The 24,286-nt window shown below is 74.3% G+C and carries 21 protein-coding genes; 9 read left to right on the top strand and 12 right to left on the bottom strand.

Features of this window, described 5'->3' with window-relative positions; genetic code table 11:
* Nucleotides 1-38 precede the first annotated feature (38 nt).
* Nucleotides 39-635, bottom strand: a complete 597-nt coding sequence (locus ACFYZL_RS10635; RefSeq protein ID WP_384744958.1) for an ATP-binding protein — start codon at nt 633-635, stop codon at nt 39-41.
* Nucleotides 636-836: 201 nt separating this feature from the next.
* Here ACFYZL_RS10635 and ACFYZL_RS10630 point away from each other — a divergent pair, with 201 nt between their 5' ends.
* A complete protein-coding gene (locus ACFYZL_RS10630; RefSeq protein ID WP_388677947.1) occupies nt 837-2,018 on the top strand; it encodes a PLP-dependent cysteine synthase family protein in 1,182 nt (393 codons plus the stop codon).
* Nucleotides 2,019-2,105: 87 nt separating this feature from the next.
* Here the strand turns inward: ACFYZL_RS10630 and ACFYZL_RS10625 are convergent, their stop codons facing one another.
* A complete protein-coding gene (locus tag ACFYZL_RS10625; protein ID WP_384744954.1) occupies nt 2,106-2,594 on the bottom strand; it encodes an SRPBCC family protein in 489 nt (162 codons plus the stop codon).
* A gap of 157 nt (nt 2,595-2,751) precedes the next feature.
* On the opposite strand from ACFYZL_RS10625, the gene ACFYZL_RS10620 reads away from it, so the two are divergent.
* Complete coding sequence (locus tag ACFYZL_RS10620; protein WP_388677944.1) at nt 2,752-5,229, top strand: hypothetical protein; 2,478 nt, start codon at nt 2,752-2,754, stop codon at nt 5,227-5,229.
* Here the strand turns inward: ACFYZL_RS10620 and ACFYZL_RS10615 are convergent.
* The 5 genes from ACFYZL_RS10615 to ACFYZL_RS10595 form a co-directional block, all read right to left on the bottom strand.
* Nucleotides 5,180-7,627, bottom strand: coding sequence for a right-handed parallel beta-helix repeat-containing protein (locus ACFYZL_RS10615; RefSeq protein WP_388677941.1), 2,448 nt, complete (start codon nt 7,625-7,627; stop codon nt 5,180-5,182). The genes ACFYZL_RS10620 and ACFYZL_RS10615 overlap by 50 nt on opposite strands.
* A 100-nt stretch (nt 7,628-7,727) precedes the next feature.
* Nucleotides 7,728-8,339, bottom strand: coding sequence for a hypothetical protein (locus ACFYZL_RS10610; RefSeq protein ID WP_384744949.1), 612 nt, complete (start codon nt 8,337-8,339; stop codon nt 7,728-7,730).
* Between the two features lie 229 nt (nt 8,340-8,568).
* A complete protein-coding gene (locus tag ACFYZL_RS10605; protein WP_388677938.1) occupies nt 8,569-9,393 on the bottom strand; it encodes an MOSC domain-containing protein in 825 nt (274 codons plus the stop codon).
* A 52-nt stretch (nt 9,394-9,445) separates the two neighbouring features.
* Nucleotides 9,446-9,976 carry a DUF6643 family protein gene (locus ACFYZL_RS10600; protein WP_384744946.1) on the bottom strand — a complete coding sequence of 177 codons (531 nt, stop codon included), beginning with the start codon at nt 9,974-9,976 and terminating at the stop codon, nt 9,446-9,448.
* A gap of 256 nt (nt 9,977-10,232) precedes the next feature.
* Nucleotides 10,233-11,426, bottom strand: coding sequence for a glycosyltransferase (locus tag ACFYZL_RS10595; protein ID WP_388677934.1), 1,194 nt, complete (start codon nt 11,424-11,426; stop codon nt 10,233-10,235).
* A 173-nt stretch (nt 11,427-11,599) separates the two neighbouring features.
* On the opposite strand from ACFYZL_RS10595, the gene ACFYZL_RS10590 reads away from it, so the two are divergent.
* From ACFYZL_RS10590 to ACFYZL_RS10580, 3 genes are all read left to right on the top strand, one after another.
* The gene (locus ACFYZL_RS10590) at nt 11,600-12,334 is read left to right on the top strand and encodes a nucleotidyltransferase domain-containing protein (RefSeq protein ID WP_384744943.1); all 735 of its coding nucleotides are present in this window, start codon (nt 11,600-11,602) and stop codon (nt 12,332-12,334) included.
* Nucleotides 12,335-12,683: 349 nt separating this feature from the next.
* Nucleotides 12,684-13,475: a glutamate racemase gene (locus tag ACFYZL_RS10585; protein WP_384744941.1), complete on the top strand. Its 792-nt coding sequence runs from the start codon at nt 12,684-12,686 to the stop codon at nt 13,473-13,475.
* A gap of 127 nt (nt 13,476-13,602) precedes the next feature.
* Nucleotides 13,603-15,213, top strand: coding sequence for an ABC-F family ATP-binding cassette domain-containing protein (locus ACFYZL_RS10580; protein WP_388677930.1), 1,611 nt, complete (start codon nt 13,603-13,605; stop codon nt 15,211-15,213).
* 238 nt (nt 15,214-15,451) lie between these two features.
* Here the strand turns inward: ACFYZL_RS10580 and ACFYZL_RS10575 are convergent, their stop codons facing one another.
* Complete coding sequence (locus ACFYZL_RS10575) at nt 15,452-16,036, bottom strand: TetR/AcrR family transcriptional regulator (protein WP_388677927.1); 585 nt, start codon at nt 16,034-16,036, stop codon at nt 15,452-15,454.
* A gap of 115 nt (nt 16,037-16,151) precedes the next feature.
* On the opposite strand from ACFYZL_RS10575, the gene ACFYZL_RS10570 reads away from it, so the two are divergent.
* Nucleotides 16,152-17,204, top strand: coding sequence for an FAD-dependent oxidoreductase (locus ACFYZL_RS10570; protein WP_388677924.1), 1,053 nt, complete (start codon nt 16,152-16,154; stop codon nt 17,202-17,204).
* Nucleotides 17,205-17,233: 29 nt separating this feature from the next.
* Here ACFYZL_RS10570 and ACFYZL_RS10565 read toward each other — a convergent pair whose 3' ends face one another.
* Complete coding sequence (locus tag ACFYZL_RS10565; protein WP_384744934.1) at nt 17,234-17,695, bottom strand: VOC family protein; 462 nt, start codon at nt 17,693-17,695, stop codon at nt 17,234-17,236.
* Between the two features lie 114 nt (nt 17,696-17,809).
* Between ACFYZL_RS10565 and ACFYZL_RS10560 the strand changes: the two genes are divergently transcribed.
* From ACFYZL_RS10560 to ACFYZL_RS10550, 3 genes are read left to right on the top strand one after another with little or no spacing between them, the layout of a single operon-like run.
* Nucleotides 17,810-18,325: a hypothetical protein gene (locus tag ACFYZL_RS10560; protein ID WP_388677921.1), complete on the top strand. Its 516-nt coding sequence runs from the start codon at nt 17,810-17,812 to the stop codon at nt 18,323-18,325.
* A gap of 43 nt (nt 18,326-18,368) precedes the next feature.
* Nucleotides 18,369-19,994, top strand: a complete 1,626-nt coding sequence (gene lnt / locus ACFYZL_RS10555; protein ID WP_388677918.1) for an apolipoprotein N-acyltransferase — start codon at nt 18,369-18,371, stop codon at nt 19,992-19,994.
* A gap of 37 nt (nt 19,995-20,031) precedes the next feature.
* On the top strand, nt 20,032-20,538 hold the full coding sequence (locus ACFYZL_RS10550) for an NUDIX domain-containing protein (protein ID WP_384744928.1): 507 nt from the start codon (nt 20,032-20,034) through the stop codon (nt 20,536-20,538).
* On the opposite strand, the gene ACFYZL_RS10545 is transcribed toward ACFYZL_RS10550, so the two are convergent.
* From ACFYZL_RS10545 to ACFYZL_RS10535, 3 genes are all read right to left on the bottom strand, one after another.
* Nucleotides 20,535-21,794, bottom strand: coding sequence for a MalY/PatB family protein (locus ACFYZL_RS10545; RefSeq protein WP_388677915.1), 1,260 nt, complete (start codon nt 21,792-21,794; stop codon nt 20,535-20,537). The genes ACFYZL_RS10550 and ACFYZL_RS10545 overlap by 4 nt on opposite strands.
* Before the next feature lie 45 nt (nt 21,795-21,839).
* Nucleotides 21,840-22,616 (bottom strand): trypsin-like serine peptidase, encoded by a 777-nt coding sequence (locus ACFYZL_RS10540; RefSeq protein WP_384744925.1) that lies wholly within the window; start codon nt 22,614-22,616, stop codon nt 21,840-21,842.
* Nucleotides 22,617-22,743: 127 nt separating this feature from the next.
* The gene (locus ACFYZL_RS10535; RefSeq protein WP_388677911.1) at nt 22,744-24,198 is read right to left on the bottom strand and encodes a hypothetical protein; all 1,455 of its coding nucleotides are present in this window, start codon (nt 24,196-24,198) and stop codon (nt 22,744-22,746) included.
* Nucleotides 24,199-24,286 lie beyond the last annotated feature (88 nt).

Genomic DNA, 24,286 nt, shown 5'->3' with positions numbered 1-24,286 from the left:
CCCTGGGGCCGCCGGCGGCAGCGGTGTGCCCCGGGGCGTCAGCCGGGCACGGTGCCGACCGGGACCGACACCGAGACCGCCACCGGCAGCGCTGTCGGTACGGGTTGGGCATCCGGGGTGAGGGACACCGCTCGCGCGGGCTCCCGTACGGGAGTGGTCTTGATCCGCCTCGGCTGCGCCGGAGCCTGCGGTACGGGCGCCGCCCGCAGGGAGAACCACACCGCCTTGCCCGGACCGTCGGGCCGCTCCCGGGCCCCCCAGGCCTCGCTGAGCGCCGCCACGAGCGCGAGCCCGCGTCCGCAGGTCTCCAGCGCCTCCAGTGGCTGCGGCGCCGGCGAATGCGTTTCCGCCGGCGGATACGTTTCACGGAGCACCGGGAGCCGAGGATCGCTGTCGATGACCGAGACCGTGAGGCGCCCGAGGCGCAGTTCGATCTCCACCGTGCAGGTCTTGTCCGGCTGCGCGTGGCGGTGGACGTTGCTGAGAAGTTCCGTCACGCCGAGCGCAGCCCGGTCTATGAGCGGGTCGAGCTGCCAGTGGCGCAGCTGTGCGGAGACGATCCTGCGGATTTGGCCGATCCGCGACGGCAAGGCCTGCAGTTCGACGACGCAGTGCCTGCGGGAATGACTGATCACGGCTGCGACTCCCCGACATGAGTGTTACGGGTGCTGCACCCTCGGTAATGCTCCACCAGGGTCACCCACGGTGCGCCACAGTGCAACCGAACGCGTCCTAAAGCGATCCGCATGGAAACCCAAAGCGACTGTTTGCGCAGGTGAGGGAGGTACATTGCGAAAGCACAGGGCATGAAACACGGGCACGAAGGAGCACGGCGCATGAGCACCACCGGCACAACCGGCGCAGCCGCCAAGGCCGCCACGAGCGGCGCCACCGTCACCACCGCCACCACCGCCACGACCGTCGACGTGGACCACAGTGACGCCGAGTACCGTGCGTGGCTGAAGGAGGCCGTTCGCAAGGTCCAGGCGGACGCCAACCGTTCGGCCGACACGCATCTGCTGCGCTTTCCGCTGCCCGAGGCGTGGGGCATCGACCTCTACCTCAAGGACGAGTCGACGCACCCCACGGGCTCGCTCAAGCACCGCCTCGCGCGCTCGCTGTTCCTCTACGCACTCTGCAACGGCTGGGTCCGCCCCGGCCGCCCGGTCATCGAGGCCTCCTCGGGCTCGACCGCGGTCTCCGAGGCGTACTTCGCGAAGCTCATCGGCGTCCCGTTCATCGCGGTCATGCCGCGGACCACCAGCCCGGAGAAGTGCCGGCTCATCGAATTCCACGGCGGCGAATGCCACTTCGTGGACGACTCGATGAAGATGTACGAGGAGTCGGCCGAGCTCGCCGCCCGTACCGGCGGACACTACATGGACCAGTTCACGTACGCGGAGCGGGCGACCGACTGGCGCGGCAACAACAACATCGCAGAATCGATTTATCAGCAGCTGCGCCTGGAGCGGTTCCCCGAACCGGCCTGGATCGTCGCGACCGCCGGCACCGGCGGCACCTCCGCGACCGTCGCGCGCTACGTCCACTACATGCAGTACGACACCCGGATCTGCGTCCCGGACCCGGAGAACTCCTGTTTCTTCGACGGCTGGACCAACAACGACCCGCACGCGACCAGCGACTGCGGCTCGCGCATCGAGGGCATCGGACGGCCCCGGATGGAGCCGAGCTTCGTACCGGGTGCCGTCGACCGGATGATGAAGGTCCCGGACGCGGCGAGCGTCGCCGCCTGCCGGGCGCTGGAGCAGGCGATCGGCCGCAAGGCGGGCGGCTCCACCGGCACCGGCCTGTGGAGCGCACTGAAGATCGTCTCCGAGATGGTGGCCGAGGGCCGCACGGGCAGCGTGGTCACCCTGCTCTGCGACTCGGGCGACCGCTACCTGGACAAGTACTACTCCGACCAGTGGCTGGCGGAACAGGGCCTCGACCTGGCCCCGTACGCCAAGACCATCGACACGCTCCTGACGACGGGCACCTGGCGCGAGCCCGCGGTCTGAGCCGGCCGGCGGGCAGGGGGCCGACGGGTAAGGGGGCCGACGGGTAAGGGGGCCGACCGGTACGCGAACCCGAACCGGACGGCCCGGCTACTGACCCGCCGCGCGTCGGGCCGCCAGGCGGGCGTCCAGCGCGCGGACCGCCTGGCGGAAGGAGTGGCCCAGACCGGGGCGGGCGAGGGCGAGGGCGAAGCGGAAGGCGGCGGGTCCGTCCGCGGCGAAGGTCCAGCGGACATGGGTGCCGGCCCCCTGGGGAGTCAACCGCCACTCCTCCAACAGGGCCTGGAGGCCTGGGGCGTTGGTCGTGTCGACCCGGTACGCGTAACGCCGCTCGGGATCCGCCGCCATGATCGTCTCCTCGAAGCGGACGCCGCCCATCAGCCTGATCTCCCGGCCCGCGCCGCCGTGCGTGGGGCGGGCGAGGGTCACCGCCTTGAACCAGCGCGGCCAGCCCTCCACTTCCTCGGCGAGGGCCCGGTACACGTCCTCCGGCGCGGCGGAGACCTGAGCGGCGAAGACCAGCCGGACCGGTGCGTCCTCGATGAAGTCCAGCCCCACCGGGCGGAGTCGGCGAGCCATGGCGGTACCCCCTGGGGTGAGATCGCTGTCGTGCGCGGCGACACCATAGCCGCACCTCGCGAAGAAGTCCGCACACCCAGGGGGTACATGTGGCCGCGGTGCTGGCAAGGGGCCCCGCCCGGCGGGATGCTGGTGCTCCCCGAGAGCGGAGGCCGCCGTGCCGGATACGCCCCTTCCACCGCCACCCCCCGACCGGGGCGACCGCCGGGGCGACGGCCCGGCCCCGGCCCCGGCCCCGGCCGTGCTCGCGCTGGAGCTCCTCGTGCACGGCGTGGCCGGCGCGGCACCCGGTGAGCTGCTCGGTGACCCGCGTACCGTACGGGTCACCGGGGACTCCACCGCCGCCGTCTTCCGCCGCACCGAGGACGCCGACGCCGAGGCGCACCCCGAGCGGTACGCCGGGCGGCCCGTCCCCGAGGCCTACTGCTGGTCCCGGCTCACCTCCGGCAACGGCGCCCGCGCGCTGTGGCTGCTGCTCCTGCCCTTCATGGTGGCCAACCTCGCGCACTGGGCCCGCCCCGCCGGCACCACCGGCACCACACCGCGCGCCGTGCGGACGTACGGGGTCCTCGTACGGATCCTCGCGCTCAGCCTCACCGTCCTGCTGATCGCGGCCGCCTGCGAGGTCGCGCTCGACCTGTTCGCCTGGCAGTGCGCGGGCACCGGCTCCTGTGCGGGCTCCCGGTTCTCCTGGCTGGGCTTCCTCGCCCCCGGGGGCGGCTGGTGGGCCGAACCCGGCCGCCGCCTCGCGCTCGGGGCCCTGGTCCCGGCCGCCCTGACCGGGCTGCTCTGGTACCTGTCGAACCGCACCTGGAGCGCCTACGAGTCCCAGCCGCCCCCCGTCGGATCGGCCGACCCGGACACCGCCTCGGACACGGTCCCCGCGCTCGGCCGGCCCGGATTCTGGTACGGGCGCCGCCTCGTGGCCCGCCTGCGCGCCGCGCACACCGCCGCGGGGCTGCTCACCGTGGCGGTGGCCGTCTCCGTGCCCACGGCCCGCCACGACCGCGGGTCCGCCGGCGCACCCGTACTGGAAGCGGTCGGCTGGGCCACCCAGGGGCTGCTCGCCGCCACGGCCGGAGCCGTGGCCTGGGTCGTGTGCCGGCGCGGCCGCACCGAGGACCGGGCCGACCACCACCTCGACCGGGCCGCCGTCACCCTGCTGCCCCGGGCCGCCCTCGCGCTGCTGGTCGCCGTCCTCGTGCACGCCTGCTGGGCGCGCCCCGGCTGGACCTCCGCCGGGCGGCTCCCCGGGGACCTCGCCTTCGGGGTGCTGATGCTGGGTCAGGGCTGCTGCGTGCTCGCGCTCGCCGCCGTCGCCCGGTACCTGCACCGCCGGGCCCCCGATCCGGCCACCGCGCTGGGCGGCCTCGGCGGGCCCGCCGTCGGCATGCTCGGCTGCGCCCTCGGCGGGGTGATGTCGGGCGGCGTCGCCCAGCGCGTCGCCGACTGGCTGGACGGCGGCGCCGTCCCCGGGACACCCGGCGCCCCGCTGCCCGGGCCGCCCGTGCTCCTGACCTGGCAGGCCGCCGTCCTGCCGCCGCTGCTCGTCGTACTCGCCCTGCTCGCCGGCTGGTTCACGGTGCGCGGGGTCCGCGAGCGGCGCGGCCTGGCCGTCGGCATCGCCGCCGAATACCCCGGGGAGACACCGGACGGGCCCCGCAGCCGCCGCATCGCGGGGGCGCGGGCCGCCGCCGCGCTCACCGACTCCGCGCCCTGGTTCGTCGGGGCCGTCTCCGGGATCACGCTGCTGCTCGGCGCCGGAGCCCTCGCAGGGGCATGGATCGGCGGCCGCGCCCCCTACGAGGCGGCGCGCGGCAGCGGCCCGCTGCTGGAGACCGTCGCCCGCACCGCGCAGGACGCCGGGTCCTGGCTCATCGGCTTCGGCTTCGTCCTCTTCGTGGCCTGGGGCCGGCGCGCCTACCGGGACCCGTCGGCCCGCCGCACCATAGGGATCCTGTGGGACGTCGGCACCTTCTGGCCGCGCGCCGCACACCCCTTCGCCCCGCCCTGCTACGCCGAGCGCGCCGTGCCCGACCTGACCTGGCGGATGACCGGCTGGACGGACCGCACCGGCGGACGGCTGGTCATCTCCGGCCACTCCCAGGGCAGTGTCCTCGCGGCGGCGGCCGTCTGGCAGCTGCCCCCGCACGTCCGCCGCCGGGTGGCCCTGCTCACCTACGGCTCCCCGCTCGCCCGGCTCTACGGCCGCTGGTTCCCCGCCTACTTCGGCCCGGGGCCGCTCACCGCACTGCACGGCGACCTCGACTGCTGGCGCAACCTCTGGCGGGCCACCGACCCCATCGGCGGCCCCGCGCTCCCCGGAGCCGGCCAGGGCGTGGACCGCGGCCCGCTCGCCGACCCGGTCGCCTACGGCCGCAGCGCCCGGTACCCGCTGCCGGCGCCGATCCTCGGCCACTCCGACTACCAGGCCGACCCGGCCTTCGCCGCCGAACGCGCCGCACTGCTCGCCCGGCTCGACGAGGCCGCGCGGGCCGACGAGGCCGCGCGGGCCGATGAAGCCGCCAGGGCCGGGGAGCCCCGCCCGGCGGTGCCCGGGGGAGTACCGGCCCAGGGTCCGGGGCTCAGCAAGGAGCGGGCAGGGCGGGCAGATCCGCCGGGAACAGCAGGGTGAGCTCGTCCGTGCTCGGCTCGGACAGCTGCGCCACCCGCCCCGCGTGCCGCTCGACCATCGACTCGAAGGTCTGGCGCGCGGTGCGGCCGTTGCCGAACGCCGGGCCCTTGGGCAGCTCCGTGAAGTACGTCAGCAGCGCCTCGGTCGTGCCCTCGCCGAGCCGGTACTCGTGCTCCTCCGCCTGCTGCTCCACGATCCGCAGCAGCTCGTCGGGCCCGTAGTCGCCGAAGGTGATGGTCCGGGAGAACCGCGAGGCGACGCCCGGGTTCACCGCCAGGAAGCGGTCCATCTCCGCCGTGTACCCGGCGACGATCACCACCACCGCGTCCCGGTGGTCCTCCATCAGCTTGACCAGGGTGTCGATCGCCTCGCGCCCGAAGTCCCGGCCCGAGTCCTCCGGGGCCAGCGCGTACGCCTCGTCGATGAACAGCACCCCGCCGCGCGCCCGCTCGAAGGCCTCCTGCGTACGGATAGCGGTGGAGCCGATGTGCTCGCCCACCAGGTCCACCCGGGACACCTCGACGAGATGGCCGCGCTCCAGCACCCCGAGGGAGGCGAGGATCTCCCCGTAGAGCCGGGCCACCGTGGTCTTGCCGGTGCCGGGGGAGCCGGTGAAGACCAGGTGCCTGCGCACGGAGGCCGCCTTGAGACCCGCCTGCTGCCGCCGCCGGCCCACCTCGATCATGTCGGTGAGCGCCCGCACCTCGCGTTTGACGCTGTCCAGGCCCACCAGCGCGTCGAGTTGCCCGAGCGTCTCGCCCGAACCCCGCGGAGCCGCCACGGGCCCGCCGTCCGGCTCGTGCCCCGGGCGGGGTACGGGCACCTCCGCCGACGCCGGTACGTCGCCGCGCGCCGCCGGGACGGTACGGATCCCCGCCCGTTCCCCGGCGAACGCGCCACCGGAGCCCGACTGGGCCGCCCGTCTGGTCCCCGACTCGTCGCCGGTGCAGTCCTCGACGGACGGCCCGTCCTCCGCGAACTCGTAACCCCCGCGCGCGCACCGCTCCGTGTGGCAGCGGGTCAGCGTGGTGCGGCAGCCGTCGATGACGTGGAAACCGAAGCCGGAACTGCCCTCCACCCGGCAGGCCGTGAACGTGCCCCGCCCGCCCGCCGACACGTAGAACCCCGCCTCGGCGGGGGAGGTGACCGTGCACCGCTCCAGGGCGGGGTCGGCGCCCTTGGTGACGATCACCCCGGTCTGTACGGAGTCGAAGGTGCAGTTGGCGAGGGTGCCGCCGCTGCCGTGGTCGCGGAACCAGGCGCCCGTCCCGGCCTCGCGGATCCGGCAGTCGTCCAGCTCGGCGACGGCCCCGTCGCTCACCGAGACGGCGGTGTTGCGCACCTGCGAGAGGTCACTGTCGACCACGTCCACGCGCGAGCCCCGGTCCAGTACGAACAGCGCGTCCGGCACGTCGTGCACCCGGCAGGAGGCGAGGGAGGCGGTGGCTCCGTCGCTGATCCACACCGCCGGGTAGTCGCCCGTGCTGTCGTGGATCTCGCAGGCCTCGGCATCGACCCTGGTCCCCGGATCCCACACCGACAGGCCGTTGCGGCCGAACCGGCGCACCGTGGTGCGGCTGAGGGTGAGCACCGAACGGGACCGCAGGTCGACCGCGTTCTCCGGGATGTCGTGGATGTCGCAGCCCGCCAGGGTGAGCACGGCGTCGGTGTCGAGGGTGACCCCGTCGGCGGAGGTGCGGTGCACCGAGCAGTCGGTGAGCCGGGCCGAGGCCCGCGAGGCGATCTGCACCCCGGCGCCCTTGATCTCGTACACCTCGCAGCCGAGCGCCTCCAGTCCCGAACCCTCGCCGGTGATGCCGATGCCCGCGCCCGTGGCGTGGTGGATCCGGCAGCGCTCCAGCCGGGGCCGGCCGCCGTCGCGCACCGTGACGCCGGTCTGCCCGGCGGCCAGGACCTCGCACTCCTCGAACACCCCGCCGCCGCCGTCCAGTACGGCGATCCCGACGCCGGTCGGATTCTCCACCGTGCACCGCCGCACCAGGGGCCGGGCGCCGGAGCCGCGGACCTCGATGCCGGCCGCCGAGCGGGTGCTGACCCGCAGATCGGTGAGCTCGGGCGAGCCGTCCTCGACCAACAGCGCGGGCGTCGCCCGGTCCTGGCCCTCCAGGTGCAGGTCCTGGACCACGGCCGAGGCGCGCACGGTCAGGGCGACCCCGTCGAGCGGGGCGATCCGCACCGACCCCAGCCCGCCCTCGGGCCCGCGCAGGGTCACCGCGTGCTCCAGCACCAGGTTCTCCCGGTAGGTGCCGGGCGCGACGGTGAGCACGTCCCCGTCGCCCGCGACGGCGAGCGCGGCGGCCAGCGTCGGATACTCGCCGGAGCGGCGCCGCCACCGCGAAGTCCCGCCGTGCGTCACCTGGACCGTGCCCTGAGCCATGGTGCTGTCGTGCCCCCGCCCTCGTACTCGCCGATGCCGTTCCGACCGATCCGGTCCGGCCGCCCCACCGTAGCGCGCGCGGCGCCGCCGGGTGGCCAGGTCAACTGCCCGCGCCCGCCCGGCCCCAATCCGGACCGGCGGCCGCCCAGGCGCGGTCCAGACGTATGTACCGCCGATGCATGAGCCTGCGTACGACCAGCCGCCGCACCGTTTCCACCAGTGCGGCCGCACCGATCGCGATCGCCAGCCCCGCCACTCCCGCGTGCAGCGCGGCGGAGGACGGATCGAGGGGCTGCCCCACCAGGCGGCCGCGCGCGTCCGTCCAGATCCGGAAGCGGTCGCCGGGCCGCGGCGGTTCCTCCGCGGCCGGCACGGTGCCCTGGTGGTTGCTGCCGTCGGGCGCGGTCCACGAGGCCACGATCTGCGTCCGGTGCGGGGCCGTGCGCTGCGCCGACGGGTCCGCGGAAGCGCCCGCGGCCGCCTCGGGGGCCGGCCGGAGCACGACCGCCGCCACGAGGTGCCGCTCCTGCTGCTGCTCGTGCGCGGCGCGCTGCAAGGTCCCGTCGACCTTCAGGCCCGCGACCCAGCCGAGGGCCGGAGCCATCACGAGGAGGCACACGAGCGCGGCGAACGCCACCCATGCCTCGAAGAGATCGGTCGGACGCCGCAGCGGATTGCGCCGCCAGCGCCACACACCCATTGCCGTCCACACGGTTTGGCTCCCCCTGCCCCGCGAGCTTCGCCTGTCTGCGCGTACAAGCCTCCCGCACCCCCCGGTAACGCGCATTCCGGGACGCACGAGACATGTGTCACCCGATCCGGTGCCGTCCCGTCACCGGGTGCCCACCTGTCTCGACTGATCCAACGGCGTGGTCGGGCCGGTTGGTTCCAGTCGGGGCAAGGCTCCCCCCGAAGGTGTCATTCCGGGAGGTCTGAGCGGGTCATTCGAGGATGCGGACCTCGTCGCCGACGCGCACGGTCCCCAGCCGCACCGGCACCAGCTGCCGCCCGAAGGCCAGTGACTTGCCGATCCGGCGGTGCTTGGCGAGGGTCTTCAGCGGCTCCTTGCCGCGTTCCGCGGTCCGCTGGTCGGTGGTGGTCACGACGCACCGGCCGCATTCGCGGACCCCGCGGAACTCGGCGTCGCCGATCGCCAGGCGCCGCCAGCCGTCCTCCGCCCACGCCTCCGCCCCGGCGACCACCACATTGGGGCGGAAACGGTTCATCGGAAGCGGACCCTCCTCGGGATGGCCCCCCCGGGTGATCAGCGAGTTGAGCGCCTCCAGCGAGGCGAGCGTGGTGAGCAGCAGCGGATAGGCGTCGGCGAGGCTCACCGTCTCGCCCGGCAGCGCGTAATCCGGGTCCACGGGCCGGCGCACGGCCGGATCGTCCATGTACGCGAGGCGTACCGGCACCCCGAGGTACTCGCCGAACCAGGCGGCCGCGGCGTCGGCCGCGATCACCGTCTCGATCTTCTGCCCGAACAGCACGACCGGCTCCAGAGGCCCCGGTCCGGGGGCCTCCACCACCAGCTCCGCCATGCCCGGCGCAGACACCGCGATGCGCCCGTCGCCCAGCGGACGGGCCGACGCCAACGCCAGCCGCGGCTGCTGGCGTTGGGTGATGACCATGCCCTCGGTGTCGACCAGCGCCCACCGCCGGTCTCCGGACAGACCCCATGGCTCCACGGCCACCGCGTCGGGAGCGATCCCCGCTACCGATTTGACGGGATGGACGTGGAGCGCATGGACATGCAAGTTCGACATGGGGGCATACTGCCAGCCCCGTCCGCTGTCCATGCAACTGTCACGGGATCGGTCAGTAGCCGCGCCCCTGGTACGGGCGACCGTACGGGTCCTCGTACGAGGCGCTCTGGACCGGTGCGGGCACCTGAACCGGAACCTGCATCGGGCGCGGCGCGGCCGGACGCATGGCCTCGTAACCGGTGGCCGTGGCGACCGGGCGGGGCGGCTGCAGCTGGGGCTGCGGCACGAACCCGGCGCGGGCGCCGACCGGCTGCTGCTGCGGGATGTACGGGGCGGGCGCGTTCTGCAGCGGCATCGGCTGCGGGGCGGCCTGCTGGGGGTACGGGTACCCGTATCCGGGTGCCTGCTGCTGGGGCGCGGCCGGGGGGAGGGCGGCCGGCAGGGCGGGCAGCGCGGAGGCGAGGGCCGGGAGGTACCCACCGCTCGAATACCCGGAACTCGGGGAGTCGTAGGCGGCCGGAACGCGGATCGGGGCGATCTGCGGAGTGCCGCGTTCGGCGACGAGGGAGTCGTAGATGGGGGTGTCCGGGAAAGAGGGCGCGGAGTAGTAACCGCCGCCATAAGTGGAGCGGGGGGAGGTCATGGGACCTAAGTTAAGCCCACGACTTCACCGGGTCCATAGCGAGGTGTCACCGACCCCCCTCTGACCTGCATATTCGCAGGTCAGAGCCCCACCTTTCACTTGACGTTCACGTGCACGATTCGCCACGTCCGCACCGCCTTGTCCCACTCGTCCTCACCGGTTGCGTGGTGCACCGATTTGCTGTTGACGGAGCGTCACGACTCCGTGACCTCGGATGACGTTGGTTTTGGCCCCAGTTCGTAGGTGATTCCCTGTTTCAGGCGTCGCTGGGGCGGGCATAGGTACGGCCCTTCCAGGCGGCGCCGCGTCCCCGGTAGTGCTGGACGGCCGAGTCGACGGTCATCAGCAGGTACAGGAACGCGGTGAACGGGAGCAGCGGCGCGAGCGCGGGTGACTGGCGGTGGTAGCGGAGCATCGGCAGGTAGGTGCCCGCCATCAGCAGCCAGGCCAGACCCCCTGCCCAGGCGACCGCCGGGTGTCCGGTGGCGAGCCCGCCGAGCAGGGCGACCGGCGGTACGAGGTAGACGAGCACCAGCCCCGCCACGGTGCCGGCCAGCAGGAGGGGCCGGTGACGAAGTTGCGCGTACGCGCTGCGCGAGACCATCCGCCACAGGTCGCCGAGCACGGGATACGGGCGCACGCTGTCGACGCGCTCCGCGAGCCCGAGCCAGATCCGCCCGCCGGAGCGCTTGACGGCGCGCGCCAGGGACACGTCGTCGATGACGGCCTGCCGGATGGAATCGGGCACCCCGGCCTTCACCGCGGCCCCGGTGCGCAGCAGCACGCAGCCGCCGGCCGCCGCCGCGGTGCGGGCGCCCGGGCGGTTGGTCCGGCGGAACGGATAGAGCTGCGCGAAGAAGTACACGAAGGCCGGTACGACGAGCCGCTCCCAGAAGCCCACCACGCGCAGCCGGGCCATCTGGGAGACGAGGTCGAGATCGGCGGAGGTCGCGGCGGCCACCAGTTCCCGGAGGCTGTCGGGCTCGTGCGCGATGTCCGCGTCGGTGAGGAGCAGGAAGTCCGGCTCGGTGGGATGCGCGGTGCGGGCGTGCGCGATGCCGTGGCGCAGCGCCCAGAGCTTGCCCGTCCAGCCGGGGGCGGGCTCGCCGGGGGAGACGACCGTGAGCGGCAGGCCGGGCTGCTCGCGCGCCAGCTCCAGCGCGAGGGCGGCCGTGCCGTCCGTACTGCCGTCGTCGACCAGCACCACCTCGGCCTCGCCGGGATAGTCCTGGGCGATCAGCGACGGCAGGCTGCGGGGGAGCACCTCGGCCTCGTCCCTGGCGGGCACGACGATCGCCACGGACGGCCAGCGGGCGGGGGCGGTGCGGGGTTCCGGGAGCCGGACGTCGGTACGCCAGAACATGCCCTGGGCGAGCGTGAGCCAGAGCCAGGCGGCGAGGGAGGCGAAGGCCGCGCCGGTGGCGGCGTCGGCGGCGGTGAGGAGGCCCATGTCGGCAGTGTGCCGGGCCCCGCGGGGCGTGTCGTGGACCTGGACGCGCCGGGGTGGCGGGGGTGGTAGCGGTGGCGGCGGCGCCGGCGGTCGCGACGGCCGGGACGGCCGGGACGGTCGCGGTGGCGGGAAACCGGGTCGTTCTTGATCACTTGGTCTGCCACCCTGGCCGGATGGAAACGGACCCTGTGGAACAGGCGCGGCGGCTCGCCGGTGAGCTCTTCCCGGACGCGCTCGCCGTGATCCTCGCCGGATCGACGGCGGCCGGGCGCGCCACCGCCACCAGTGACCTGGACATCGCCGTGCTGGTGGCCGACGGAGGCGAGACGTACCGGGAGACCATCCGCTACGAGGGGCGGCTGGTGGAACTCTTCGTCCACACCCGCGCCGGACTCGGCGAGCTCTTCGCCGCGGACATCGCCACGCGGCACGGGGTCATGCAGAACATGTACGCCGCGGGGCGCGTCCTCGTCGACGTGGACGGCGAGGCGGGGCGGGCCCGCGCGCTGGCCGAGGCCGACCTCCGGGAGGGGCCGCCGGCGCTGGATCCGGAGACGGTCGAGAGCAAGAGGTACGCGCTGACGGACGCGCTGGACGACCTCGGCGACGCGGGTGACCGGGCGGAGCGGATCGCGGTGGCATCGGTCGTCCTCGGCGGCGCCGCCGAACTGCTCCTGGACCACCACCGGGCGTGGACCGGCGGCGGCAAGTGGCTGCCGAGGCGCCTGAGGATGGCGGACGAGCGGCGCGGGGGTGCGCTGGTGGAGGCTCACCTCCACTTGTGCGAGTCCGGGGACCCGGCGGCGCTGCTCGCGGCGGCCGAGGAGATCCTGGACCTGGTGGGCGGCCCCCTCCGCGAGGGCTACCGCCGCACGTGGCGGAAGCCCGCGGAGCCCGAACGGGGCTGAGTCGCCGTCCTGGCCGGGGTGCCGTCTGCTCCGGTGGTGTCGTGACGTGGTGCTCCCCGGGCGGGGCTGGTCGGGTGGGGCGGTGCCCCGGCGGAGCGTCCCCTCGTCCTCGCGCCCCGGGGCACCGCTTCGTCGCGCGAGCGTGGTTGCGCGCTCGTCCTGCGGGGACACTCCGCCGTGTCCCCGCCCCACGGGCGCTCCCCGACGGGTCGCCGGACAGGGGCCGCCGAGCCCGGCGGGGACCCGGCCCCGCCGAGCGGCTCCGCACGGCCGAGCCCCGCGGGAGAGGCGCGGCCCCGCCGCGGTGGGCGCCCGTACCGTCGGGCCCCGCAGGGATTAAGGTGGCGGGGTGAAGATCGCCCTCATGGACTCCGGAATCGGCCTCATCGCGGCGGCCGCGGCGGTGCGGCGGCTGCGGCCGGATGCGGACCTCGTGCTGTCCTCCGACCCCGACGGGATGCCCTGGGGGCCACGTACCCCTGCGGACCTCACCGGACGGGCGCTCGCCGTCGCCCGGGCCGCCTCCGCGCACCGTCCGGACGCTCTGATCGTGGCCTGCAACACCGCCACCGTGCACGCCCTGGACACCGTGCGGGCGGAGCTCGAGCCCGGTATCCCCGTCATCGGGACCGTGCCGGCGATCAAGCCCGCGGCGGCCGCCGGTGGCCGCGTCGCCATCTGGGCCACCCCCGCCACCACCGGCAGCCCCTACCAGCGCGGGCTGATCCGCGACTTCGCCGCCGGGGCCCGGGTCACCGAGGTGCCCTGCCCCGGTCTCGCCGACGCAGTCGAAGCGGCGGACGACGAGGCCGTGGCGGCCGCCGTGGCCGCCGCAACCGCGCTGACTCCGCCCGACGTCACGGACGTGGTGCTCGGCTGCACGCACTACGAGCTGGTCGAGGCCCCGATCCGGGCCGCCCTCGACGAGCGGACGCGGGGAGCCGGGTACGTCTTCCACGGTTCCGCCGAGGCGGTCGCCCTGCAGGCACTGCGCCGTCTCGGGGTCGGGCCCGCGCCCGAGCTGCCCCGCACGGGCGGATTGACCGTCCTGCGCAGCGGGCGCGAGGAGAGCCTCCCCGCCGCCGCGCTCGCGTACGCCGAGGGGCAGCTGCTCGCGGGTCACCGCGCCCCCGTCGGGTAGCCCCGGCCCCGGCCCCCACCCGCCACGGCGAGACGAAGCGTCTTGCGTGATGCCGCCACGTCGTCTACCTTTTCCCGCACAGCGAGACGCAACGGTTCGTCTCGTCATCCAGGGAAAGGGATCGTCCTTGCGTGCTCCACTCGCCTCCACCCAGATCGTCCTGTCCGAGGTCACCAAGAGCTACGACACCCGCGTCGTCCTGGACCGCGTCAGCCTCACGGTCCGGCCCGGCGAGCGGGTCGGCGTCGTCGGTGACAACGGCTCCGGCAAATCCACCCTGCTCCGGCTCCTCGCCGGACAGGAACGGCCCGACCGGGGGGAGGTCACCGTCACCGTGCCCGGCGGCATCGGTCACCTCGCGCAGACCCTCGACCTCCCGCCGTCCGCCCGCGTGGGCGACGCCGTCGACCTCGCGCTCGCCGACCTGCGCGCGCTGGAGCGCCGGATCCGGGCCGCGGAGTCCGTACTGCACCTCGCCGGCCCCGAGGAGCTCGCCTCGTACGCGGCGCTCCTCGACGCCCACGAGGCGCGCGGCGGCCGCGATGCCGAGCGGCGCGTCGCGACCACCCTGCGCCACCTCGGCGAAAGCGCCGGGCTGGACCCGGACCGCCGGCTCGGCACCCTGTCGGGCGGTCAGCGATCCCGCCTCGCGCTCGCGGCCGCACTCGCCTCCGAGCCGGAACTCCTGCTGCTCGACGAGCCGACCAACGACCTCGACGACGAGGCGGTCGGCTGGCTGGAGGAGCGGCTGCGCGGCCACCGGGGCACCGTCGTCGCCGTCACGCACGACCGGGTCTTCCTCGACCGTGTCGCGACCGTGATCATGGAGGTGGATCAGGGCCGTCGGACGGTCGGCCGCCACGGCAACGGTTACGCAGGGTTCCTGACCGCCCGCGCCGCCGAACGGGCCCGCGGACAGCGGGAGTACGACGAGTGGCGCGAGGAGGTCCGGAGCGCCGAGAGGCTCGCCGAGGCCAACATCGGGCGGTTCGCGGCGATCCCGCGCAAGCTGCCCCGCGGCTTCAGCGGAGCGGGCGCGTTCCGCGCCCGGTCCCGCGGCCACGGCGCCGCGAGCCGGATCCGGGCCGCCCGCGAACGACTGCACCGGCTGACGGAGAACCCGGTTCCGCCGCCCCCGCGGCCGCTCGCCTTCACCGGCCGGTTCACCGAGGGTTCCGCCGGGGTGGTGGAGCTGGCCGGAGCGGTCGTGCCGGGGCGGCTCGCACCGGTGTCGCTGACGCTCGCCCCGGGGGAGCGGCTCCTGGTCACCGGGCCCAACGGGGCCGGAAAGTCGACCCTGTTGCACCTGCTGGCGGGGGAGTTGGAGCCGGGGTGGGGCCTGGTGCGCACGCCGGCGCGGGTGGGGCTGCTCAGGCAGGACGACCCCTGGGCGCACGAACTGCGCTCCGTGGTCGAGTTGTTCGGCGAGGAAGCCGCAGAACGGGCCGCCTCCCACGGCCTGCTGGCCCGCGAGGACCTCGGTCGGCCGCTGCACACCCTCTCGTCCGGGCAACGCCGCAAGGTCGAACTGGCCGGGCTGGTGGCGCGACCGCTGGACCTGCTGCTGCTCGACGAACCCACGAACCACCTGGCCCCGGCGGTGGTGGAGGAACTGGAGGCGGCCCTTGCCGAATTCGCCGGGACCGTGGTCGTGGTGACCCATGACCGGCGGGTGCGCGAGGCGTTTTCGGGGCGGCGCCTGGAGCTTCGGCGTGAACCGGTCACCGCAGGGCGGTGAGCCGGCGTGCCCGTGCCGCGCGCGGTGCCGCGTACCCCGGCAGGTGCGGGCCGCCCCGGGGTGCCGCTGCGCGGAGCCTGTCCCCTACCCGCCCTTCCACCGTTCCCCGGGCTCCGCCCGGACCCGTCCTGGGGCTCCGCCCCGGACCCCGCGCCTCAAACGCCGGCGAGGCTGGAACAGCCCCGCGCCTCAAGCGCCGGCGGGGCTGAAAGGTCCGTCGGGTGGTTGGGGTGGGGGATTACGGTGTTTCGCCGGCGCATACGGCGGTCAGCAGGTCGCGGGTGAAGCGGTCCAGGTCGTCCAGGCCGGATGCCGCCAGGGCGTCCGGCGCGCCCGCCAGGAGGTGGGGGATCGCGCCGTGCAGGGCGAGGGTCAGGGCGCGGGCCGTTCGCGGGTCGGAGGGCAGGCCGGCCGCGCGCAGCAGATGGGCGTGGGCCGTGAAGTCCGAGGCGCCGATCGGGTCCAGCAGCGCCGCCAACCACGGCCGCCGCGTGGACTCGGTCTGGAGTTCCATGTAGGCGACCATCCGCGGCCGCCCGGGCCCCGCCACGTTGCGGAGCAGCGCCGCGAGCAGGCCCGCCAGCTGTTCGGCGTCGCCGGGCGGGGGCCCGGCGGTCAGGGCCAGGTACTGCTCCAGGCAGCGCTCCGCCACGGCCCGCAGCAGCGCGTCGCGGGTCGGGAAGTAGTTCTTGGCCGTGCCCGTCGGCACGTCGGCGGCGGCGTCGACGGCCCGGTGCGTGAGGCCGCGCCCGCCCGCCTCGGCCAGTACGGCGACGGCCGCGTCCCGCAGCCGGTCGCGTCGGTCCTGATTCCCCTGGTTCACCTTGCCAGCTTAACCACAGCCGTGGTACCACAGATGGGGTACCACGGCTGTGGTGGTATGCGTTGTCCGTCGTGGCACCCGTGCAGTATTCGTGCACCTGCTGAGGGGAGACAGCATGAGCGGCAACCGCGGTACGGCCCTCGTCGTCGGCGCCGGAGTCGGCGGACTCGCCACCGCCATCGGACTGCGCAGGGCCGGCTGGGGGGTCGCCGTCCTGGAGCGGCGCACGGCCCTCGAACGCTACGGAACGGCCTTCGCCATCCACCCCGGCGCGCAGGCCGCCCTCGACCGCCTCGGCCTCGGCGACGCGCTGCGGGCGCGCGCGGTCCCGTACCGCGACGCGCGGATCCGCCGCCCCGACGGCACGGTGCTCGCCGCCCTTCCGCTCGAACGGATCGAGCGCAAGGCGGGCAGGCCCGAGCTCCTCATCGCCCGCCCCTACCTGATCGACGCCCTGGTCGCCGAGTTCGACCGGCTCGGCGGCGCGCGGATCGCCTACGGGCAGGCGCTCGCCGAACCGGCCGACGTGCCGCCCGGCGTCGACCTCCTCGTCGGAGCGGACGGCATCAACAGCGCCGTCCGCACCGCGCACTTCGGCCGTGCCAGTGCTCCGCGCACCATCGGAACGGTCGCCTGGATCGGCATCGCCGGATTCGAGACGGGCGTGTACGGCGAGACCTGGGGCGTGGGCCGCTTCTTCGGCATGACCCCCGTCGAGCCCGGCCGCACCAACTGGTACGCCGCCGTCCCCGAGGCCACCACCGCCGACGAGCTGCGCGATGCCTTCGCCGGCTGGCACGATCCCGTCCCGCGCGTCCTCGCCGAGACCGACCCCTCGACGTGGATCCGGTACGAGATGCGCCACCTGTACCCCGCGCTCCCCGCCTTCACCGCCATCGGTCGGGTCGCCCTCGTCGGCGACGCCGCCCACGCCATGACGCCCAACCTCGGCCAGGGCGCCTGCACCGCCCTGCTCGACGCGGAGGCCCTGACCCGCGCGGTGGCGGGGCACGGACGGACCGGACTGGCGGGGGCGCTGCGCGCGTACGACGCCGAGCGGCGCCGCAGCGCACAGCGCGTGGCCTTCGCCTCGCGGAACCTGCACCGCTTCGTGAGCGCCCGCCGCCCGGCGCTGCGCGACGCCCTCGTGGGCCTGCTCCCCGGCTGACCCGATGATCCGATGATCCGGTGATCCCGTCAGCCGAGGCGCCGCGTCATCTCCTCCCGGGAGACCTCCTCCAGGTGGGTGAGGAACACCCACAGGTGCCCCGACGGATCCCGCAGGATGGCGGTCCGGTCACCGTGGAACCGGTCCGCCGGCTCCTGCACCAGCTCCGCGCCGGCCGCCACCGCCGTCCGGACGAGCGCGTCCACGTCCGGTACGAACACGTGCAGCGCGACCGAGGTCCCGCCCAGGGTCGAAGGCGGGGAGAACGGGCCCTCGGAGGTGTCACCGAGCATCATCACCGCCCCGCCGACGCGGATCTCGGCGTGCAGCACCCCGCCCTCGGGGCCGTCGAGCCGGAACTCCTCGACGGCGCCGAAGGCCCGGACGTAGAAATCGATCGCCGCGCCGGCGTCGGCCACCATGATGTGCGGCACCACCGCCGTGCGGTAGCGCGGGGGAACGTCGTTCTCGACTGTCTGGTGAGTGGTCATGGCCAGGACCGTAGGACCTCGAGTTTGGTTGAGGTCAAGCACGGGCAGGCGCGCATCGCGGCGCGTGGGCGAGAGGTGGTGGCGCCGGTGCGGAACGTGAGTACGCTGCACAACATGACGGTGCACAACCCGGGCCCGCGCTGGACGGGCCGGGCCTCCAACCGCGTGCAGTGGCTGCTGGCGGCGGCCGGTGCGGCCTGTCTGGCGCTCGGCGCGGAACTCGCCGTCGACAACGCCTGGACCTCCGGCTACGTCCCCCTGCTCATGGCCGTGATCGGCTGCCTCGCCGCGGGACTGCTGATCCTCTTCGGGACCCTCGCCTTCGTACACGTCGCCGTCACCGTCGACTCCGAGGTCTTCGAAGTGCGCTGCGGCCACATGGGGCTGCCCCGCCGCAGGATCCGGCTCAGCGACGTGTCCTCGGCCGAGTTCGTCCCCCGGATCACCCCGCAGCAGTGGGGCGGCTGGGGCTACCGCTGGCGCCCGGAGAAGGGCACCGCGGTCATCGTCCGGCGCGGCGAAGGCGTGGAACTGAGACTCGGCGACGGAAAGCTGTTCACGGTCACCGTCGACGACGCGGAGAACGCCGTCCGGGTCATTCGCACCCACCTCCGCGCCCTCGCCCGATAGGTCCTTACCTGCGCTTCCTCCGAGGGGACGTACACTCCGCCAAATGAGCAGCAGTGTCACCCGCACGGCCGGGAACGAGCCCGTGAAGCCCGCCGACCCGGCGGGCGCGGCCCCCGGCGCCCACGGCGGAATCCTCGCCCGGATGGGGCCGCGCACGTCCCTGTGGCTGGTCCGGGCCCCGCTCGCGGCGCTCGCGGGGGTGCTGCTCTACCTCGGCTTCCCGCCCCGCCCCCTGTGGTGGCTGGCCCCCCTCGCCCTCGCCCTGCTCGCGGGCTGCCTGCACGGCCGCCGCGCCCGGGCCGGCTTCGGCCTCGGGTTCCTCACCGGGCTCGGCTTCATGCTGCCGCTCCTCGTGTGGACCGGTTCGGAGGTCGGTCCGGTGCCCTGGCTGGCACTCGCCGCCGTCGAAGCCCTCTTCATCGGGGTCACCGGCCTCGGCATCGCCCTCGTCGGCCGCCTCCCCGCCTGGCCGGTCTTCGCCGCGGCCGTCTGGGTCGCCGGCGAGGCCCTGCGGGCCCGGATCCCCTTCGGCGGCTTCCCCTGGGGCAAGCTCGCCTTCGGCCAGGCGGACGGGATCTTCACCCCGCTCGCCGCCGTCGGCGGCACCCCGCTGCTCTCCTTCGCCGTCGCCCTCTGCGGATTCGGTCTGTACGCGGCCCTGCGCGCGGCCCGCGAGCACCCCGGCCGCGCCACCGCCGCCGTCGCCGCGCTCAGCGTCGCCGCCCCCATCGGCGCCGGGCTCGCTGCCCGCCCGCTGGTCTCCGACTCCGCCGAGGACGGCAAGGTCGTCGCCGCCGTCATCCAGGGCAACGTTCCGCGCCTGGGCTTCGACTTCAACGCCCAGCGCCGCCAGGTCCTGGACAACCACGTCAACCGGACCATCGAGCTCGCCCAGGACGTCAAGGCCGGCCGCGTGCCCAAGCCCGACTTCGTCGTCTGGCCGGAGAACTCCTCCGACCTCGACCCGTACACCGAACCCGACGCCTACGCCGCCATCGAAAGCGCGGTCCAGGCCATCGGCGTGCCCGTCGCCATCGGCGCCGTCGTCGCCCCGGAGACCGGACCGTTGCGCAACACGATGATCCTGTGGGACCCGGTCAAGGGCCCCACGGACACCTACGACAAGCGCAAGATCCAGCCCTTCGGCGAGCGCATCCCGATGCGCTCCTTCGTCCGGCTCTTCAGCTCGGACGTGGACCGGGTGCGCCGGGACTTCGGCCCGGGCAAGGACCCCGGCGTCTTCGACATGGCGGGCAGCGGCGTCGGCATGGTCACCTGCTTCGAAGCCGCCTTCGACGACGCCGTCCGCTCCACCGTCCGCGACGGCGCCCAGGTGATCGCCGTACCCAGCAACAACGCCACGTTCGGCCGCACCCAGATGACGTACCAGCAGCTCGCCATGGACCGGATCCGCGCGGTCGAGCACAGCCGTGCCGTCCTCGTCCCCGTCACCAGCGGGGTCAGCGCGGTCATCCGACCCGACGGGAAGATCGTCCGGCAGACGAAGCTGTTCACCGCGGACGCCCTGGTCGCCGAGATCCCGCTGCGCTCCACCGAGACACCCGCCACCCGGCTGGGGCCGCTCCCGGAGTACGCCCTGCTGCTGGTCGCGGCGGGCGGTCTCGGCCTCGTCCTGACCCGCCGCATCCGCACGCGCCGCGCCGCCTGACGCCGAAACGGCGCCCCCGGCCTCGTAGGGTCGGGGGATGACCACACCCGATTTCATCCGCGAGATCCGTGCCACCGCCGGGCACCGGCTGCTCCTGCTGCCCGCCGTCACGGCGATCGTCTTCGACGACCGGGGCCGGGTCCTGCTCGGCCGGCGCTCGGACAACGGGCGCTGGTCCGTCGTCGGCGGGATCTGCGAGCCCGGTGAGCAGCCGGCCGAGACCGCCGTGCGCGAGGTCCACGAGGAGACGGCCGTGCGCTGCGTCCCCGAACGGGTGGTCCTCGTGCAGATGCTCGCTCCGATCACCTATCCCAACGGTGACGTCTGCCAGTTCCAGGACATCACCTTCCGCTGCCGCGCGACCGGCGGCGAGGCCCGGGCCAACGACCACGAATCCCTGGAGGTGGCCTGGTTCGCGGTGGACGAGCTGCCGCCGATGGAGCGGTTCTCCCTGTTCCGGATCGAGCAGGCCCTGCGCGACGAGCCCACCTGGTTCGAGCCCTTCGAGATGCCTGCAGAGGAAACGGAAGGCGCCGCCCGCTAGACCACCGGGTCCTCGGCTTCCGTCAGCGCGCGTCCCATCCGTACCACCGCTTCGCGCAGGATCGTCGGCGAGGTGGCGAAGTTGAGGCGTACGCAGCCGGCGCCGCCCGTGCCGAAGACGTGCCCGGAGCTCAGGGCCACGCGGGCCCGGTCGAGGAACAGCCTGGCCGGTCCCGCGACGTCGGCGACCACGCCGGGGCCGTCGCACGGCTCGTCGTCGTGGAGGCCCAGCGCCGTGCAGTCCAGCCAGGCCAGGTACGTGCCCTCGGGCGGGACGTGGCCGATGCCCGGCAGGTGCTCCTCGACCAGCGCGCCCAGCAGACGGCGGTTCGCGTCCAACCCCGTGAGCAGCTCGTCGAGCCACTCCCCGCCGTCCCGGAACGCCGCCGTGTGCGCCAGCACCCCCACATGGCTGGGGCCGTGGCCGACCTCCTCCGGCATCCGGCGCAGATCGTCCGCCGACTCCGGGCCCGCGACGGCCACGGCGGCCTTGAGGCCGGCCAGGTTCCAGGCCTTGGACGCGGACATGACGCAGAAGCCGTCCTCGGAGCCGGGCACGCTCAGGAACGGGGTGAACCGGGCCCCGGACAGCACCAGCGGGGCGTGGATCTCGTCGGCGACCACCCGCACGCCGTGGCGCCGGGCCAGTGCGGCGACCGTTTCCAGCTCCGTGCGCGTATGGACCACACCGGTCGGGTTGTGCGGGTTGCTCAGCAGGAAGGCCGCCCGACGGCCCCCGCGCCGGGCGCGGACGAAGGCGTCCTCCAGCGTGCCGGGATCCATGCGCAGATCCGGGCCGAGGGGCGCTTCGACCACTTCCCGGCCGTCGTGCGAGACGAAGGCGTAGAAGGGCGGGTACACGGGGGAGCAGACCACCACCGCGTCCCCCGGACCGGTGATCAGGCGCAGCAACTCGACGATGCCCAGCATGACGTCGGGGGTGATCGCGGTGTGCTCGATCCGGATGCCGTCCCAGCCCCAGCGCTTCGCGGCGAAGGCCGCCAGGGCCTCGGCGTACGCGGTGCCGTGGGGGTAGCCGGTGTCGCCCAGGTCGATCGCCCGGTGCAGGGCCTCGGCCACGGGGGGCGCGAGGGGCACGTCCATCTCGGCCACCCACAGCGGGAGGACGTCCGCGGGATGGGCGCGCCATTTCATGCTGGTGCGCCGGCGCAGCTCTTCCAGGGACAGCCGGACCAGCGGATCGGTCCGACCGTGGTCCTCGTACGGGTAGGCGCTCGCGTCGCTCGGCCGGCTCATGCCCACAGACTGCCCGCTGCGGCGGCCCGCGCAACCGGTACCGCGTCAGTCGGAGTCGGCGGCCTCCCGGTACAGCTCGACCGCCTGGTCCCCCATCACCGCGCTGTAGGAGATCTCCGGTACGGCTCCGCCGCCCTCGTACCCGCCGAGCACCCCGGCCAGCGCGCCGTCCACGAGCCACGGGCTGCCGCTGGTGCCGCCGGTGAGGTCCGGGCAGCCGATCCGGCGTTGGGTCCGCGAGAGGAGCGCGGTGGTGTTCGCGCACCGCAGCGGGGTCTCCTGGGTGCGCGGGTAGCCGATCACCGTCACCGTGGCGTCGTCCGGCTGTTCCGCGGCGATCGGGAAGCCGCCCACCAGGTCCTCGACGGATCCGCCCGGCCCCCCGTCGACGGGGGCGACGGTCGCGAACGCGATGTCCGCGTCCGGGTCCTGGCCGGTCTTCCAGTCCTCGGCGACGTAGACGCTCGTGATCCGCCACAGCCCGTACGGGGCCTTGCCGTCCCGGTAGCCCGGTGCGAAGAAGGTGGTGTCCGGGTCGGCCACGCAGTGCGCGGCGGTGGCGATCACGTCGTGGTCGTCGCTCCGCACCACGGCCGCGGTGCAGAAGTGCCCGCCGTCGAGTCCGCCCGTGAAGAGGGCACCCACCCGGTCCGCCGCGGCGTCGGGCAGGGCCTCGGCGGTGACGCCGAGCGGTGCGCCGGCCATCGCGTCGGGCACGTCGACGCTGATCAGCGCCGCCATGGCCGCCAGGGCCAGCAGGATCCGGGACGCCCGCCGCGCACGGGTGCGCCGGGCCGGTCGGTGGAGCGTTCGGTGGATCATGCCCCCACCCTGCCTGCCCAACCTTTGCCCGGAGCCCGGAGTTCCGTATGAATACGCTGTGAATCCCGTGGACCCGAGGTGAAATCCGGACCGTAGGAAACGCCAGGCGGGACCCGGAAGGGACGGTCTAGGCGCGCCGCTCGTACACCGTCAGCCGGCGGCCCCGCACCTGGCGGTCCTCCACCACCGTGAAGTGCTCCCGCAGGACGGCGGCCTTCGTCTTGTCCCGTTCCGCCGACGGGGCCTTCGCGACCTTCGCCGAGTCCGTCACCAGGAGCACCCGCCGCCGGGCGAGCATCGCCGCCCTGATCCGGGCCGGGTCGGCCTCCTCGCCCTTGAGGGTGGCCGACGCCACCGGGGTCCGCGCGAGCGCGATGTCGTCCAGGCCGGTGAAGGCGCCGGGGGAGACCAGTGCCGTGTCGCGCCGCGCGGCCGGTACGAAGAGCACCGCGTCCCCGTCCTCCTTCAGCCGGGCCACCTCGCCGGCCACCGCCAGCACGTCGTCCACCCGGCTCGCCGGGGCCCGCTTGCCCAGCTCCACCGGCAGCAGGGCCAGCACCGCGACCCCGATGACCGCCGGCACCAGCAGGGCCGACGCCCTCGGGAAGCGCGGAGCGCAGGCCCGTACCGCGGCCCCCAGCGCGGCCCCGATCAGCAGGGCCAGGCCCAGCATGCCGAACAGCACGTACCGGTCGAGGAACAGCGGCTGGACCAGCGACAGCCCGATCAGCCCCAGCTGGGGCACCGCCAGCAGCGGCAGCCCGACCGCGGCCACCGACAGTCGGGACCGGTCCGGCCGGTCCGCCCACGCCCCGAGGGCGCCGATCGCCAGCAGGATCCCCGGGCCGATCAGCATGTGCCAGGTCAGCGGCGGTATCCACGACACCTGGTCGGACTGGGTCCGGCTGAACAGGATCAACGGCAGCGCCCCCGCCACCGCGCCCGCGCCGTACGCCGTCCAGCGCAGCCACACGCCGCGCCCGGCCCGCACCCACCACAGGGTCACCGCGTGCGTGGGCAGGATCAGCAGCGACAGCCAGTTCAGCAGGGCGCACACCAGCACCGTGATCCCGTACGCCGTCCAGCGCGGCCACGCCCGGCGCCCGGGGCCGCCGCCCAAGAGCGACACCAGCAGCAGAGTCGACACCGCGGCCCCCGCCGCGACCAGCGCGTACGGCCTGCCCTCCTGGAGGTAGAACTGGACCGCCGGCAGCAGCCCGAGGGCCAGTCCGCCGCCGAGCCCCGCACAGGAGCCCGCCAACCGCCGCCCGATCAGCGCAACGCAGGACGCGGCGGCCGCGACGGCCAGCACCGAGGGCAGCCGCAGGGTGGTCGTGCTCGCGCCGAAGACCTCGAAGAGGCCGTGCATGAAGAAGTAGTACAGCCCGTGGACGGCGTCCACGTTCCCGAGCATTTCCCCGATCCGGTCCGCCGGGCGCCCCGCGACCTGCCAGGTCGCCGCCTCGTCCCGCCACACGCTGTCCTGCCGGGAGAGCCCCCACAGACCGAACGCCAGGGTCCACAGGAAGGGAGCGATCCATATGAGCGGCCCGCGTCGGGCCGCGGTTATGTGGCAAAGCATGAAGGCGCTGGAATCCTCGGTCTGGCGTTCGGGCGGAAAGCACCAGTCTATGGACGACACGGACGGTTTCCGGACCGCCTGTTGTGCA

This window comes from Streptomyces sp. NPDC001717, from assembly GCF_042892775.1.
In the GTDB taxonomy this organism is placed as follows: domain Bacteria; phylum Actinomycetota; class Actinomycetes; order Streptomycetales; family Streptomycetaceae; genus Streptomyces.
Note: the sequence above shows the minus strand (reverse complement) of the source record. Positions and strands in the feature narration are given on the sequence as shown.